Annotated in this window: 17 protein-coding genes; 6 read left to right on the forward strand and 11 right to left on the reverse strand. The window is 71.3% G+C overall.

Features of this window, described 5'->3' with window-relative positions; genetic code table 11:
• Window positions 1-98: 98 nt before the first annotated feature.
• Window positions 99-293 (reverse strand): antitoxin, encoded by a 195-nt coding sequence (locus tag OHA05_RS09990; protein ID WP_313946706.1) that lies wholly within the window; start codon window positions 291-293, stop codon window positions 99-101.
• Between the two features lie 156 nt (window positions 294-449).
• Between OHA05_RS09990 and OHA05_RS09995 the strand changes: the two genes are divergently transcribed.
• Entirely contained in the window at window positions 450-851 is a 402-nt protein-coding gene (locus OHA05_RS09995; protein WP_313946705.1) for a VOC family protein, read from the forward strand.
• Window positions 848-1273, forward strand: a complete 426-nt coding sequence (locus OHA05_RS10000; protein ID WP_313946704.1) for a DUF6193 family natural product biosynthesis protein — start codon at window positions 848-850, stop codon at window positions 1271-1273. Before OHA05_RS09995 ends, OHA05_RS10000 begins: the two co-directional genes overlap by 4 nt.
• Here OHA05_RS10000 and OHA05_RS10005 read toward each other — a convergent pair.
• From OHA05_RS10005 to glnA, 7 genes are all read right to left on the reverse strand, one after another.
• Window positions 1237-1482, reverse strand: a complete 246-nt coding sequence (locus tag OHA05_RS10005; RefSeq protein WP_313946703.1) for a hypothetical protein — start codon at window positions 1480-1482, stop codon at window positions 1237-1239. The genes OHA05_RS10000 and OHA05_RS10005 overlap by 37 nt on opposite strands.
• Before the next feature lie 131 nt (window positions 1483-1613).
• Entirely contained in the window at window positions 1614-2849 is a 1236-nt protein-coding gene (locus tag OHA05_RS10010; RefSeq protein ID WP_328860351.1) for a cytochrome P450 family protein, read from the reverse strand.
• Window positions 2846-3838: an amidohydrolase family protein gene (locus OHA05_RS10015; protein WP_313946701.1), complete on the reverse strand. Its 993-nt coding sequence runs from the start codon at window positions 3836-3838 to the stop codon at window positions 2846-2848. Before OHA05_RS10015 ends, OHA05_RS10010 begins: the two co-directional genes overlap by 4 nt.
• Window positions 3835-4719, reverse strand: coding sequence for an NAD(P)-dependent oxidoreductase (locus tag OHA05_RS10020; protein ID WP_328860352.1), 885 nt, complete (start codon window positions 4717-4719; stop codon window positions 3835-3837). The genes OHA05_RS10015 and OHA05_RS10020 overlap by 4 nt, the downstream gene beginning before the upstream one ends.
• A complete protein-coding gene (locus OHA05_RS10025) occupies window positions 4716-5057 on the reverse strand; it encodes an antibiotic biosynthesis monooxygenase family protein (RefSeq protein ID WP_313946699.1) in 342 nt (113 codons plus the stop codon). The genes OHA05_RS10020 and OHA05_RS10025 overlap by 4 nt, the downstream gene beginning before the upstream one ends.
• Before the next feature lie 316 nt (window positions 5058-5373).
• On the reverse strand, window positions 5374-5985 hold the full coding sequence (locus tag OHA05_RS10030) for a hypothetical protein (RefSeq protein WP_328860353.1): 612 nt from the start codon (window positions 5983-5985) through the stop codon (window positions 5374-5376).
• A 125-nt stretch (window positions 5986-6110) separates the two neighbouring features.
• Complete coding sequence (glnA, locus tag OHA05_RS10035) at window positions 6111-7472, reverse strand: type I glutamate--ammonia ligase (RefSeq protein WP_313946697.1); 1362 nt, start codon at window positions 7470-7472, stop codon at window positions 6111-6113.
• Between the two features lie 308 nt (window positions 7473-7780).
• On the opposite strand from glnA, the gene OHA05_RS10040 reads away from it, so the two are divergent.
• Genes OHA05_RS10040 through OHA05_RS10050 form a run of 3 tightly spaced genes read left to right on the forward strand, consistent with a single transcriptional unit; the run spans window position 7781 to window position 9469 of the window.
• Window positions 7781-8101 carry a hypothetical protein gene (locus tag OHA05_RS10040; RefSeq protein WP_313949033.1) on the forward strand — a complete coding sequence of 107 codons (321 nt, stop codon included), beginning with the start codon at window positions 7781-7783 and terminating at the stop codon, window positions 8099-8101.
• 58 nt (window positions 8102-8159) lie between these two features.
• Window positions 8160-8801, forward strand: a complete 642-nt coding sequence (locus OHA05_RS10045; RefSeq protein ID WP_313946696.1) for a DUF3105 domain-containing protein — start codon at window positions 8160-8162, stop codon at window positions 8799-8801.
• 5 nt (window positions 8802-8806) lie between these two features.
• Entirely contained in the window at window positions 8807-9469 is a 663-nt protein-coding gene (locus OHA05_RS10050; protein ID WP_328860354.1) for a DUF305 domain-containing protein, read from the forward strand.
• 220 nt (window positions 9470-9689) lie between these two features.
• Here OHA05_RS10050 and OHA05_RS10055 read toward each other — a convergent pair whose 3' ends face one another.
• Entirely contained in the window at window positions 9690-10130 is a 441-nt protein-coding gene (locus OHA05_RS10055; protein ID WP_328860355.1) for a DUF5990 family protein, read from the reverse strand.
• Window positions 10118-10960: an alpha/beta fold hydrolase gene (locus OHA05_RS10060; protein WP_328860356.1), complete on the reverse strand. Its 843-nt coding sequence runs from the start codon at window positions 10958-10960 to the stop codon at window positions 10118-10120. The genes OHA05_RS10055 and OHA05_RS10060 overlap by 13 nt, the downstream gene beginning before the upstream one ends.
• Window positions 10961-11195: 235 nt before the next feature.
• On the opposite strand from OHA05_RS10060, the gene OHA05_RS10065 reads away from it, so the two are divergent.
• Window positions 11196-12950 carry an NAD+ synthase gene (locus tag OHA05_RS10065; RefSeq protein WP_328860357.1) on the forward strand — a complete coding sequence of 585 codons (1755 nt, stop codon included), beginning with the start codon at window positions 11196-11198 and terminating at the stop codon, window positions 12948-12950.
• Here OHA05_RS10065 and OHA05_RS10070 read toward each other — a convergent pair.
• A complete protein-coding gene (locus OHA05_RS10070; RefSeq protein WP_328860358.1) occupies window positions 12919-14151 on the reverse strand; it encodes an MFS transporter in 1233 nt (410 codons plus the stop codon). The two genes, OHA05_RS10065 and OHA05_RS10070, sit on opposite strands and share 32 nt — an antisense overlap.
• Window positions 14152-14195: the final 44 nt, after the last annotated feature.

Below are 14195 nucleotides of genomic sequence, written 5' to 3' on the forward strand. Positions count from 1 at the left end.
CGGCTCTTCATGCCGACGGCCGGACGGCTCCGGCGCTGGGCGCCCGGGCCGTCCGGCCGTGAGTGGCGTGAGAGGCGTGGAGAGAGACCGGCCTGCGGTCAGGTCTGAGGCGGGCCGCCCTGGTCGCGGTCGGAGCGGAGCTGGTCCTTCATCCGGTCCTGCGCCGTGTCGACGTGACCGCTGTATTTGCCCTGGGTCTTGCCATCGACCATGTCACCGGTCTTGTCCACACCCTTGCCGGCCTGGTCCTCGTGGCCCTTGAGCATGTGCTTGAGCTTGTCCATCACGGACATGGGACATCCCTTTCGCCGCGTTGCCCCCCGCTCTTCCAGGGTCACCGCACACCGCCGGGTTCGCATCCCGACAGGGCCGCCCACTAGGACAGGATCTGGCCTAGTGGGCGCCTATCGTTCCGTCAGGGAAACCGCAGGGACGAAGGGACGACGACCATGCTCCGAGGACTCGCCACCATCAACTTCTGGGCCGACGACCTGGCCGCGGCCAAGGCCTGGTACACGGATCTGCTCGGCATCGAGCCGTACTTCGAGCGCCCCGGATACATCGAATTCCGCATCGGCGACTACCAGCACGAACTGGGCATCGTCGACGCGTCCTACGCCCCGCCGGGAGCGGCGGCCACCCCGGGCGGAGCCATCGCCCACTGGGCGGTCGACGACCTGGAGGCGACGGTCGACCGGCTCCTCGCGCTCGGTGCGAAGGAGTACCAGCCGCTGCGGGTCCACGGCCCGGGTTTCGTGACGGCGACGGTCGTGGACCCGTTCGGCAATGTGCTGGGTGTGATGACGAACGTCCACTACATGGAGATCCTGGCGAAGACGGGAGCGGCGTGAGCGACGATCGCCGACCCAGCCCCGTCGTCGAGGCGGCGTGGCAGGACCTGCTGGCCGGCGACGACGTGGACCCGGCGCTGGTACGGGCCGCCTACGCGCAGCCCCGACTCCGGCAGCTGTTCCCCTGGACCGGCATGTGGGAGCTGCACTTCAGCCGCTGCACCGAGCATCCGCCGACGTGGGACGTCCCCTACATCACCCCGCGAAAGGGCGGCGGCTTCCTCGTGGCCGGTCCGTCGCGGTCGCAGACCGTCGGAGAGGCCGGCACCGCGGAAGCAGCAGTCGCGCTGGTGGCGCGGCTGCTGCCGCCCGGCTGCGGCCGCGCCTTCCTCGGCGACCGGCACGAACTCGCGGCTCACGAACAGAAAGGGCCGGTCAGGGTCGGTCAGGAATCCGCCGTGAAGCGCACCGACCAGGCGTAGCCGCTCAGGTTGTCGTGCGGGACGCGGCGCACTTCCGTGACGCGGCAGCCGTCGTGGGCGTATTTGAGTGCGAAGCGGTCGAGGCGCTGTTCGTCGGTGAGATCCTCCATCGACAGCGGCGCGCCGACGACGAGGTCCTCGTGCAGGACCGGTTCCTGCGCAGCGGTGTCCGAGCATGCCTGACAGTGATGCGTTCTGGGGAGGGCCATACGGCCAGTGTGCTCCTGTGGAGCGCACCGGCAAGGCCCGACGCGTCACCCGATCGCAGCGAACGCCGCCGCCCGCTGTCCTGAAGCGGCCCGTGGGCCGGGAACAGCGGACGGCGGCGCCGTGGTGACCGCTACGGCTCCAGCACGACCGGCAGTGCCGAGAGGCCGCGGAACGCCGGAAACGGGACCTGGAGCCAGGCCGGCTCCTGCGCCGGGTCGGCGAAGGCCAGCCGCGGGAAGCGGCCGAGCAGGCTCGTGAGGGCGATCTGCGTCTCCATCCGGGCCAGCGGCGCTCCGAGGCAGTAGTGACTGCCGTTGCCGAACCCGATGTGGGCGTTCTGCGCGTTGTCGGGCCGGGACACGTCGAACTCGTCCGGGGAGTCGAACTTCCGCGGATCGCGGTTGGCCGAGGTGATCGCGATCTGCACGAGCGACCCCTTCGGGATCCGCGTCCCGGACATCTCCACGTCCTCGGTCGCGAAGCGGAACGTCGCGCTCTCCACCGAGCCGTCGTAGCGCAGCACTTCCTCCACCGCCCGGCCCATCAGCTCCGGGTCGTCCTGCACGGCGCGCAGCTGTGCGGGGTGCGAGAGAAGGTGCTGGACCGCGTTGCCGATGAGGTACGCGGTCGTCTTGTGACCCGCGAACATCAGCAGGAACGCCGTCGAGACGAGCTCGTTCTCGGTGAGGCCGCCGTCCTTGTCCCGCGCCTCGGTGAGCGCGCTGAGCAGGTCCTCCTCCGGGTGGCTGCGCTTGCGCGCGATGAGGTCCGAGAAGTAGTGGTGGAGGCTCTCCTCCGCCTGCTGCTGAGCGCGCTTGGACTCCTCGCTGAAGCCGGTCTGGGCCACCGTCGTGGACCAGGTCTGGACGTCCGACCGCTCGTTCTCCGGTACACCGAGGAGTTCGCAGATCACCGTGATGGGCAGCGGGAACGCGAAGGCGGGGAGCAGGTCGAACGCCTCCCGCTTCGGGCACGCGTCCAGCAGCATGTCGGTGATGCCCTGGATCTTCGGCCGCAGCGCCTCCACACGACGGGGGGTGAACCCCGAGTTGACCAGCTTGCGCAGCCGGGTGTGCTTGGGCGCGTCGGCGTTGAGCATGTGGTCGTCCAGCGCCACCGACGAGTCGCCGAAGATTCTCCGGTACGCGTCCATGGCGCCGTACATGTCCTTGCTCAGCCGCGGGTCCGACAGAGCGGCCCGTGCGTCCTCGTACCGCGTGATGAGGTACGTGTCGATGCCGTGCGGCGGCTTCATCGGACAGACGGGCTGGTTGTCCCGCAGGTGTTCATAGACGGGGTGCGGGTTCCGCCGGAACTCGGGAGTACACCGCTCGGCTGCGGCGGCGGGGTCTTGCGTGGTGGTCACGGACGACTCCTGAGGTCGAAGAGGGCCTCGGCGTTGCCGCCGAGGATGCGCTGCTGGGCCGCTTTGTCGACCGGCAGCTTCTCGATCATGCGGACCCACTCCGTCAGCGGCATCGCCATCGGCGGCGAGTCGGTGCCGAACAACATCCGTTCGGGCCCCAGGACCTCCGCGTTGAGGCTCAGGTGCGCCGCGCTGAGAGGACTGGTGTCGACGTACATCCGCTGGAGGGCCGCGCCCGGGTCGGCGGCGGGCGCGAGGGCGGGCTCCATGGGCGGTGCGCCGGCCGCTCCCGGCTTTCCGCCCGGGGCCCCGGCGGGCGGACCCCAGTGCCGGGGCCGCGCCGCCGTCTGCAGACGATCGGCCAGCAGCGCCATCGCACCGCCGCCGGTGGCACCGATGAGCCGCAGATCCGGGTACTTCTCCAGCCACCCGGCGAACGCCAGCATCGCCATGCCCACGGTCAGGTCGCCGAAGCGGCCGATCTGCTCGACGAAGCCCATGTTCTGGACGTGCTCCGTGCCGACGGGTTCGGCCGGGGCGTGCACCAGGACCGGCACCCCCGCCTCCGCGGCCAGCGCGAAGAAGGAGTCGGCCCGGGGCGAGCCGAGCAGCTCGCCGTGGACGCTGGAGGTGGTGATCAGACCGACGAAGGCGGGGTCCGCCAACGTCTCCCTGACGCCCTCCAGATGGTCGTCGTCGCCGAACGGATTGGCGTACACGTAGCCGCGCAGCTGGTCCGGGAACGAGGCGATCAGGCCCGACATCCAGGCGTGGAAGCTGCGCAGCCGGTCCCGCGGCTGGGCGTAGTTGTCGACGCCCGGGACCCGTGCCATCGCGCCCGCCCCGACGGGGCTGCCGATGATGGTGAGGTCGATCCCGGCCTCGGCGCGGGCGGCGAGCATGCCGTCGACGTCGGTCAGGGCGGGGGGCATCGGGAAGCGCTGTGCCGCTTCGGGCGGGGACAGGTGCCCGTGAATGTCGATGATCATGCGCCCACTCCCGTGTCGGGCACGATCGCGCGGGTCACCGCGGCGCAGTCCTCGTCGCCGAGGCCCTGCTCGGTGGCGCGGAGGTGGGTCTCCGCGGCAGCGGCGGTGAGCGGCAGGTGCAGCCCGGCGGCCGCGGCCTGCTCCGTGGCGAGCGCGAGGTCCTTGGCCATCAGACGCAGCCGGAAGTCCGGCTTGTCGTACCGCCCGGCTGCCAGGCGCTTGGACTTGAAGGCCATGACCGGCGAGGCGAAACCGCTGCCCGCGATGGTCGCGAGGACCTGCTTCCGGTCGAGTCCGCAGACGGCGGCCAGTTCGGCGGCCTCGGCCATCGCCTGGACCTCGATGCCCATCAGCAGGTTGAGGAGCAGCTTCATCCTCATGCCCGAGCCGAGCGCGCCGAGGTGGACGACCTCCTTGCCCAGCATGTCGAGCAGCGGCCGGCCGGCGGTGAAGACCCGCTCCTCACCGCCGACGAACAGCCGCAGGTCTCCGCTGCGGGCGTGGTCGCGGTTGCCGAGCATGCCGACGTCCAGCACGGAGGGCTCGTCGCCCACCAGGCGGACGACCTCGTCCGGAGAGACGGTGCTCGCGCAGATGATGGCTCCGGGGTACGACCCCCCGGCCAGGACCCCGTCGGGTCCCCGCAGCACCGCGCGGAGCGCCTCGCCGTCGGCCACGGTGCATATGGTCGCGCTCGTGCCCTCGACGGCTTCTATCGGTCGGGCCGCGGCGACTGCACCGGCCTTGGTCAGCGGTTCGGCGCGCTCGGGGGTGCGGTTCCACACCCGCACCTGCACGCCCTGGTCGAGCAGGCGGCCGGCCAGGCCGGCGCCCATCGTGCCGAGTCCGAGCACGGCGACGGGTCCTTGGGTGGGCGTCATGACTTCACCTCCGCGGTCTCCTTGACGACGCGGAAGCGCAGCGACTGGGTCGAGTCGACCCACTTGCGCAGCGGAGCCACCATCTCCTGGTGCTCGTCGCTCTGCTGCCAGGCGAAGAAGGCCTCAGGGGTCTCCCACTCGCTGGTGATGACCCACTGACGGGAGCCCTCCTCCACGGGTTCTCCGAGACGGTCGATGATGTGACCGGGAGTGCGGGCGACGGACTTCCGGATCTGGTCGTACATCTCCAGAAACCCTTCCTCGCAGCCCTCGGTGACCTGGACGGCGAAGACGACGGAAAGCCTGTCGGCCGAATGGCCGTTCTGCACAGTGCCCATATCTCCTCCTGGTGGGTGAGCTCTGCTGGGACACGCCTCCTACCGACTCATGGGCCCAGCGCCGCTGCAACTCCACCGCGGGGAGGGCGCCATGGGGCCACGGCGCCTCCCACGAGGGGTCGCCCGTACGGGTGAGGGCTGAAGTCGCCCCTGTTCAGGCGTTCCTGGTACGGAGCGTCGACGGGTGTTCACGGGGCGGCGCGATGGGGCCATTCGAGTGGCGGAGAAGGCCGGCCTGCGAGGGGTCCCGGGCGCCGGATCCGGTGCGCCGAGGAGCGCCCGCCGGGAGGAGGAAAGGGCTGCCGGCGGAGCCCGCTCAGGCCTGCGACTCGGCCCAGAACTGGAAGATCCTGGAGATCCCCGCCCGTACGGCACCGCGCCGCGTGAGGACGGACCGGTCGACTCCGCAGAAGAGCACCGCGAGCGAGACGTCGGCGGGCAGCACCCGGCCCGCCGCGTGCACGGTGACCTTCCTGCCGTTCCCGAGGCCGGACTGCCGCACCGTGACGACGACACCCGGGTCCTCGGCGTCGGCCCGCCGGGACAGCGTGTACGCCCGGCGGTTGATCGCCGTGAGCCGGTAGGCGTCACCCAGATACCTCATGTGCAGGCACCGCCCCCGGTGCGTCGGCGCCCACCGGTTCCGGCTCATCCGCACGAGCCCGTCGCCCACCCGGAGCGTCGCCCGGTTCAGGGTCGGCATCGCCACGACGTCCGTGTGCACGCCCCGCGTCTCGAAGGCGGCCGTGGGGATCAGACCGCCGCGCGCCTCCGTGACGATCACGTTCGGCAGGTCCGGGCCCGCCGGATGGACGACCCGTATCTCGCCGAACTCGGGCGAGGTGCCCTGCCAGCAGGACGTCCTGCGCCCGGCGGGCGGCTTCTCCTTCCGGTACGCGAGCGTGAACGGGCTGATGGTCGTGTGCACGGATGTTCCTCACTGGTCGACAGGGCCGTGGCGCGCCGGGCCGGGCGGGGCACGGAACGGCTCCGGGCCGGTGGCGTACTGCCACCGGCCCGGAGCCGACTCACGAACGGGAAACCGACCCGCGTCTACAGCACCGGCAGGTTCTTCCGCAGTTCGAAGGCCGTGACCTCGCTGCGGTACTCCTCCCACTCCGACTTCTTGTTGCGCAGGAAGAAGTCGAACACATGCTCCCCCAGCGTCTCCGCCACCAGTTCGCTGCGCTCCATCAGCGAGATCGCCTCGCCCAGGTTCTGCGGCAGCGGTTCGATGCCCATCGCGCGGCGTTCCGCGTCCGAGAGCGCCCACACGTCGTCGTCCGCGCCGGCCGGGAGTTCGTAGCCCTCCTCGATGCCCTTCAGACCCGCCGCCAGCAGCACCGCGTACGTCAGGTACGGGTTCGCGCCGGAGTCGATCGAGCGGACCTCCACGCGGGCCGAGCCCGTCTTGCCCGGCTTGTACATCGGGACCCGGATCAGGGCCGAGCGGTTGTTGTGGCCCCAGCAGATGTACGAGGGGGCCTCGCCGCCCGCGCCCGCGCTGCGGGCCGAGCCGCCCCAGATGCGCTTGTAGGAGTTGACCCACTGGTTGGTGACGGCCGAGATCTCGGCCGCGTGCGTGAGCAGGCCCGCGATGAAGGACCGGCCGACCTTGGAGAGCTGGTACTCCGCGCCCGACTCGTAGAAGGCGTTCCGGTCGCCCTCGAAGAGCGAGAGGTGGGTGTGCATGCCCGAGCCCGGGTATTCGCTGAACGGCTTGGGCATGAAGGTCGCCTGAACACCCTGTTCCAGCGCGACCTGCTTCATGACCAGGCGGAAGGTCATGATGTTGTCCGCCGTGGAGAGCGCGTCCGCGTACCGCAGGTCGATCTCCTGCTGGCCCGGCGCGCCCTCGTGGTGGCTGAACTCGACCGAGATGCCCATGGATTCGAGCATGGTGATCGCCTGCCGGCGGAAGTCCATGCCGACGTTCTGGGGGGTGTGGTCGAAGTAGCCGGAGTTGTCCGCGGGCACCGGGCGCGTCCCGTCGAGGGGCTTGTCCTTCAGCAGGAAGAACTCGATCTCGGGATGCGTGTAGAACGTGAAGCCCAGGTCCGAGGTGCGCGCGAGGATCCGCTTGAGGACGAAGCGCGGGTCCGCGAAGGACGGGGAGCCGTCGGGCATCAGGATGTCGCAGAACATCCGGGCGGTCCCGGGGGCCTCTGCGCGCCAGGGCAGGATCTGGAAGGTGCTCGGATCGGGCTTGGCGATCATGTCGGACTCGTAGACGCGCGCGAAGCCCTCGATGGCGGAGCCGTCGAAGCCGATGCCTTCGTCGAAGGCCTGTTCCAGCTCGGCCGGGGCCACCGCGACCGACTTCAGGAAGCCGAGTACGTCGGTGAACCACAGGCGCACGAAGCGGATGTCGCGCTCCTCGAGCGTACGGAGCACGAATTCCTGCTGCTTATCCATGTCAACCCAATCCTTGCTGGTCAAGCCGCCTGCTACCGCGAGCATCCCACCCATGGGTTTCAGGCAGGTTGCGAACCCGGGCTGAGCCCATTGTGGGTCAGGGCACACCGGGAGACGACCCTGAGTCCCCTCTCACCTGTGGCGGGCGTGTTCCGCGGGCCGCGACCGGGGTGGGAGGGCTGCTCCGGAGGCCGGTCACGAGGGCCGGAAGCGGCCGGTCGCGGGGGCCGGGAACGGAGCCCCCGTTCCGGCGGGCCGCCCCGCTCGCTACGATCGCGGCCATGGGGGGCCCTCGGCTCACGCGCACCATGCGTCCCGTGGCACTGCTGAGTGCCGTGGCGACGCTCCTCGGCGCGCTCTTCATCTGCCCGAGCGCGTCGGCCGACCACCACACCGCGGTGCCGGACACGACGGTGGCCGCGTACTCGTGCCCGTACGACGACGGTGCCTGCGGGCTGCTGCCCATGGTCAGCCCCGCCGTGCTCACGGCTCCGCCGCTCGACCCTCCGCAGGCCGCGGAGGAGCAGCTGCCGCGGCTGGACCGCCCGGCCGGCACGGCCCGGCCTCCCCATGCCACCGCGCTGCCCCGCGCTCCGAGCCTGCACGTCCTTCAGGTGCTGCGGACCTGAGTCGTCCCGCACCTCCCCCGCCCCCACTGATCACTTCATTGACGAAGGACGACACATCATGGCTTCCCGCACCAACGACCGCCGGGCCCGGATAGAGGAGATGCGCCGCGCCGAGCAGGCGCGCGAGCGCCGCGGGCGCATCATCACGATCGCCATCAGCGGTGTCGTCGTGGCCGGTCTGGTCGGCTTCGGCGTCTTCGTCCTCAACAAGGAGTCCGAGAAGAAGGACCAGCAGGTCGCCGAGGCGAAGGCGCCGGTCACCGGCGAGAAGTCCTGGGACGCCAAGAAGCTCGGGCGCAACCATGTCGCCAAGGCCGTCAGCTACCCCATGAAGCCGCCGGTCGGCGGTGACCACAACCAGGTCTGGATGAACTGCAACGGCGACGTCTACACGGAGCCCGTCCCCGACGTGAACGCGGTGCACTCGCTGGAGCACGGCGCCGTGTGGGTGACGTACAACGACAAGGCCCCGGCCGGTGAGGTCAGCAAGCTCGCCGACAAGGTGAAGAAGACGCCGTACACGATGATGAGCCCGGTCAAGGACCAGGCGGGCGCCATCATGATCTCCGCGTGGGGCAAGCAGGTCACCGTGGACAGCGCGAGCGACAAGCGCGTGAGCCAGTTCTTCACCAAGTACGTGCAGGGCCCGCAGACGCCCGAGCCGGGCGCCGCGTGCACCAACGGTCTGGGTGGCAAGTGATCCGTATGACCCGTACGCACTGGGCGGCCGTCGTGGCGGTCGTCCTGGCACTGCTGTTCGCGGGGGCCGCCACGGTGGCCTCCGCGGGTGGTGGTGACTCCGCCATGGCCGCGACGCCGACGGCGGATTCGGCGGACGCCGGGTTCGCGCGCGACATGGCGGTCCATCACCAGCAGGCGGTGGAGATGTCGTTCATCGTGCGCGACGGTACGCAGGACGAGGAGGTCCGCCGGCTGGCGTACGACATCGCCAACACCCAGGCCAACCAGCGCGGCATGATGCTGGGCTGGCTGGATCTGTGGGGCCTGCCGAAGGTCGCGGCGGACCGTGAGCCGATGGCCTGGATGGCCGGCGACGCGAAGGGCGGCCACGGCGGCCACGGCGGGACCGGTCATCAGGCCGAGGACGGCTCGCTGATGCCAGGCATGGCGACCAAGGCGGATGTGGAGCGGCTGGACAAGGCCGTGGGCAAGCAGGCGGAGATCGAGTATCTCCAGCTGATGATCGTCCACCACAACGGCGGGATCTCCATGGCCAAGGGCTGTGTGGAGCTGTGCACGGTCGGTGCGGAGCGGGACCTCGCGGCGGGCATGGTCGCCGCGCAGGAGTCGGAGGTCGCCCTGATGGTGGACCTGCTGCACAAGCGGGGCGCGGACGCCCGGTCCTGAACACCCGGTCCGCGGGGGTGGGTTCGGTACGACCTGGCCCGGTCCGGTACGGGCCTGCCGCGCGGATGCCTCCGGTACGGGCCGCCCGGGTCCGTACCGGACGGCCGGGTCGCTCGGGACGGGCCGCCGCGGCGGGTCCGTCCGGCCCACACCGATGCCGTACGCACGCGTCTCAGCGACCCCGACCGCGCCCGCTCCCCCGCCTGCGGTCCCGCCCGCCTCAGTGTCCGTCCGGCCCCGTCAGCCGCCAGGTGATCCGGGGCGGGCGGACCGCCGCGCACAGCGGCATTCCGCAGCTGTCCGTCAGGGCGAGCGCGGTCTCCGCCGTACCGCCGGACGCCGCCCCCTCCGGCAGATCGGCGAGGAAGAACTTCGCCCGGCGGAACATCGCGAACTCGCCGCTGTCCGGAAGCTCGCCCCACGTCAGATAGACGAAGCGCTCCCCGCGCCGCCCCTGGACGTACGGGCCGCGGAAGTCGGCCGATCCGTCGGCGGCCTCGACCGTCTCGACCGGGATGTGGAACACCGCCTCGGCCTCGTCGGCCCGCACCAACTGGTCCGGCTCGCGGCCGCGCTGGGTGCCCACATGGATGTCGCGGTAGTCGCCGCACACGCTGCCGGGCAGCTCGCGGCCCGTGATCCGCAGGGTCAGCCGTGCCATGCCGGGACCTCCTGGTGGCTGTCGAGTACGGCCGCGGCCACCACAGCCGGCCGGTCGAGCATCATCAGATGGCCGGCCGCGACCTCCTGGAACCGGGCGCCGAGCAGCTCCGCGAACGCCCGCTGCCGGGCCGTCCACCGGCTCCCCGCCGCGTCGGCGGCGAGCACGGTGACCGGTACCTCCGGCAGGGCGTACCGCTCGCGCAGGTCGAGGAGTTCGGCGGCGACCGCGCGGTAGTGGGTGTTCTCCAGCAGCGCGCCGCGCAGGACGCGCGAGGTGCCGTAGCAGCGCCGTACGAGATCCGCGGGTGCCGGGTCGCCACCGCCCGTGCGGGACAGCCGTACGGCCGCGCGCCGGGTCGGCGGGCCGAGGACGGCCGGTGCCCCGAGGACTCCCAGCGCCCTGCCGACCGCGCCGGTGACCGCGGTGCGTACAGCGGGCGCGGCCGGTCTGCGCGCACCCTCCTCGATGCTGGAGTCGACGAGGACGACGGCCGCGGTACGGGCGGGGTGGAGCCGGGCGAAGGCCTCGGCGTGGAACCCGGCGATCGAATGGCCCACCACCGTCACCGGCCCGTGGGTCCCGAGCGCGTCGAGCAGGCCCGCGATGCGGTGGGCCTCGCCGGCGGCCGAGGGCGGCACGGCGGCGGGGGCGCTGAGCCCGTGTCCCGGCCGGTCGAAGCGGACGACCGTGCGGTGCGGTGCGAGGAGGGGTACGACGGGGTCCCAGTCGAACCAGCTCATGGCGAGGCCGGCGCTCAGGACGCAGACCGGGCCGCTGCCCTCGACGACCACATGGTGCGCCACCCCGCCCACCCGTACGAACGTCACTGCGCCCCGCCTCTCCCCGCCCCTGCCGATGACGGCACGTGAGTTTCCCGCCAGCCTGCCACGAGCGGCGGCCGGTCGGCCCCGCACCCCGGCCGGCGCCGCCCGTTCCGCGCGGGCGAGCGGGTGCGGCCGGTGCTCCGCAACGGCACGAGGCGGTGGCACCTCACCCCCGCGCTGCAGCGCATCTCTGCCTCCCCCAGGACATCGCGTCAGAAAGACGATTACACTGGGCCGCGTGCCTCAACTACGTCTCGCTCTGAATCAGATCGACTCGACCGTCGGCGACCTCACCGGCAACGCCGAGGCGATCGTGCACTGGACCCGGCACTCCGCCGAGCAGGGGGCGCACCTCGTCGCCTTCCCCGAGATGGTGCTGACCGGCTACCCCGTCGAGGACCTGGCCCTGCGGTCGTCCTTCGTGGAGGCGTCCCGGGCCGCCGTGCGAGCACTCGCGGTGCGGCTCGACGACGAGGGCTTCGGCGAACTGCCCGTGATCCTCGGGTTTCTCGACCGCGCCGAGCACGCCCAACCGAAGTACGGCCAGCCGGCGGGGGCGCCCCGGAACGCGGCCGCCGTGCTGCACCGGGGCGAGGTGGTGCTGACGTTCGCCAAGCACCACCTGCCCAACTACGGCGTCTTCGACGAGTTCCGCTACTTCATGCCCGGCGACACGATGCCGGTGATCCGGGTGCACGGCGTCGATGTCGCGCTCGCGATCTGCGAGGACCTCTGGCAGGACGGCGGGCGGGTACCGGCCGCCCGCTCCGCCGGTGCCGGGCTGCTGGTCTCCATCAACGCCTCGCCGTACGAGCAGGACAAGGACGACACCCGGCTGGAACTGGTGCGCAAGCGCGCCCAGGAGGCCGGCTGCACCACCGCGTACCTGGCGATGATCGGCGGACAGGACGAGCTGGTCTTCGACGGTGACTCGATCGTGGTCGACGCGCGGGGTGAAGTCGTCGCGCGTGCACCGCAGTTCGCGGAGGGCTGTGTCGTCCTCGACCTGGAGCTGCCCGCCGCGGGCGAGGTGCCGTCGGGGGTGGTGGACGACGGGCTGCGGATCGACCACGTCGTCGTCTCCGAGGACCCGCTGCCCGCCTACGAGGCGGAGGTGCCGGGCGGGTACGCCGAGCGCCTGGAGGACGACGAGGAGGTGTACTCCGCGCTGGTCGTGGGCCTGCGCGCGTACGCCGCCAAGAACGGCTTCCGTTCGGTGCTGGTCGGGCTGTCGGGCGGTATCGACTCGGCGCTCGTCGCCGCCATCGCCTGCGACGCGCTCGGCGCGCAGAACGTGTACGGCGTCTCCATGCCGTCGAAGTACTCCTCGGACCACTCCAAGGGCGACGCGGCCGAGCTGGCCCGCCGCACGGGGCTCAACTTCCGCACGGTGTCGATCGAGCCGATGTTCGACGCGTACATGGGCTCGCTCTCCCTCACCGGCCTCGCCGAGGAGAACCTCCAGTCACGGCTGCGCGGCACGATGCTGATGGCCCTGTCCAACCAGGAGGGTCACATCGTGCTCGCGCCGGGCAACAAGTCCGAGCTGGCGGTGGGGTACTCGACGCTGTACGGCGACTCGGTCGGCGCGTACGGGCCGATCAAGGACGTCTACAAGACGACCGTGTTCCGGCTCGCGCGGTGGCGCAACCGCGCCGCCGAGGAGCGCGGTCAGGTGCCGCCGATCCCGGAGGCCTCGATCAGCAAGCCGCCGAGCGCCGAACTGCGCCCCGGCCAGGTCGACACCGACTCGCTGCCGGACTACGACGTGCTGGACCGGATCCTCGCGATGTACGTGGACCGGGACCAGGGCAAGGACGCGATCGTCGAGGCCGGGTTCGACGAGGAGCTGGTCGCGAAGACGCTGCGGATGGTGGACACGGCGGAGTACAAGCGACGCCAGTACCCGCCGGGCACCAAGATCTCGGCGAAGGGCTTCGGCAAGGACCGGCGGCTGCCGATCACGAACCGCTGGCGCGAGACGACGGGCTGACCTCGCGCTGTCCGGACTGAGGGGGGCTTCCCGCGGCGATGACGCGGGAGGTCCCCTTCGCCGTACGGTCCAGCAGTCCGGCGGCCGCGGCGATGCCCAGTCCGGCCACCGCGAGCACGGCGCCGACCAGCATCGGGGACGTCCAGCCCCAGCCCGCCGCGATGGCCGCGCCACCGAGCCAGGCGCCGCCCGCGTTGGCGAGGTTGAACGCGGAGTGGTTGGAGGCGGATGCCAGGGTCGGTGCGTCCTTGGCCTTGTTCATCACCAGCATCTGCAGCGGGGTCGTGGTCATGAAACCGACCGCGCCGAGGACGACGACGGTGACCAGGGCGGCCGCCTGGTGGTGCACGGTGAAGCGGAACGCCACCAGCACGATCGCGAGGGCGGCGAGCGATCCGTACAGCGTGGGGCGCAGCGCCCGGTCGGTGAGCGGTCCCGCGGCCAGCGCGCCGAGCGTCATGCCGATGCCGAACAGCGCGAGGACGAGGGTGACGGAGGACTCGCCGAAGCCCATGACCTCGGTGGTCATCGAGGCCAGGTACGAGTAGACGGCGAAGACGCCCGCGAAGCCGAAGACGGCGGTGAGCAGGCCGAGGAGCACCTGGCGGTTGCCGAGGGCGCGCATCTCCCGGCCGAGGCTCTGGTGGTCGTCGACGGGTATCCGCGGGACGAGCCGGGCGAGCGCCGCCATGGCGACCAGTCCGATCACGGTGACCACGAGGAAGGTGGCGCGCCAGCCGAGGTGCTGGCCGAGGAGGGTGGCGGCGGGAACACCGACGATGTTGGCGACGGTGAGGCCGAGGAACATCGTGGCCACGGCCCGCGCCTGCCGCCCGTCGGCGACCAGCCGGGCTGCGACGACGGCGCCGACGCCGAAGAACGCCCCGTGCGGAAGACCGGCGAGCACCCGGCCCGCGACGAGCCAGCCGAAGCCGGGGGCGAGCGCGGAGGCGAGGTTGCCGACGACGAAGAGCGCCATCAGGAGCAGCAGCATCTTCTTGCGCGGGATGCGTGAGCCGACGGCGGTGAGCAGGGGCGCGCCGAGTACGACGCCGATCGCGTACGCGGAGACGAGATACCCCGCGGTGGGGACGGAGGTGCCGAGGTCGTCGGCGACGTTGGGCAGCAGGCCCATCATCACGAATTCTGTGGTGCCGATGCCGAAGGCGGAGACGGCAAGCGCGAGCAGCGCCAGGGGCATGGGGGTGGGCCTTTCACAACACGTAAGTTCCTTTACTGAACAAA

Origin of the sequence: Streptomyces sp. NBC_00306, assembly GCF_036169555.1 — a bacterium.
Taxonomy (GTDB): Bacteria; Actinomycetota; Actinomycetes; order Streptomycetales; family Streptomycetaceae; genus Streptomyces; species Streptomyces achmelvichensis.

Bases quoted from the DNA above. Each gene is read 5' to 3' on its own strand.
- OHA05_RS09990 (WP_313946706.1), bottom strand. From the start codon at position 293: ATGTCCGTGATGGACAAGCTCAAGCACATGCTCAAGGGCCACGAGGAC.
- OHA05_RS10005 (WP_313946703.1), bottom strand. From the start codon at position 1,482: ATGGCCCTCCCCAGAACGCATCACTGTCAGGCATGCTCGGACACCGCT.
- OHA05_RS10070 (WP_328860358.1), bottom strand. From the start codon at position 14,151: ATGCCCCTGGCGCTGCTCGCGCTTGCCGTCTCCGCCTTCGGCATCGGC.
- OHA05_RS10025 (WP_313946699.1), bottom strand. From the start codon at position 5,057: ATGGGCACTGTGCAGAACGGCCATTCGGCCGACAGGCTTTCCGTCGTC.
- OHA05_RS10045 (WP_313946696.1), top strand. From the start codon at position 8,160: ATGGCTTCCCGCACCAACGACCGCCGGGCCCGGATAGAGGAGATGCGC.
- OHA05_RS10050 (WP_328860354.1), top strand. From the start codon at position 8,807: ATGACCCGTACGCACTGGGCGGCCGTCGTGGCGGTCGTCCTGGCACTG.
- OHA05_RS10015 (WP_313946701.1), bottom strand. From the start codon at position 3,838: ATGATCATCGACATTCACGGGCACCTGTCCCCGCCCGAAGCGGCACAG.
- OHA05_RS10020 (WP_328860352.1), bottom strand. From the start codon at position 4,719: ATGACGCCCACCCAAGGACCCGTCGCCGTGCTCGGACTCGGCACGATG.
- OHA05_RS09995 (WP_313946705.1), top strand. From the start codon at position 450: ATGCTCCGAGGACTCGCCACCATCAACTTCTGGGCCGACGACCTGGCC.
- glnA (WP_313946697.1), bottom strand. From the start codon at position 7,472: ATGGATAAGCAGCAGGAATTCGTGCTCCGTACGCTCGAGGAGCGCGAC.
- OHA05_RS10040 (WP_313949033.1), top strand. From the start codon at position 7,781: ATGCGTCCCGTGGCACTGCTGAGTGCCGTGGCGACGCTCCTCGGCGCG.
- OHA05_RS10055 (WP_328860355.1), bottom strand. From the start codon at position 10,130: ATGGCACGGCTGACCCTGCGGATCACGGGCCGCGAGCTGCCCGGCAGC.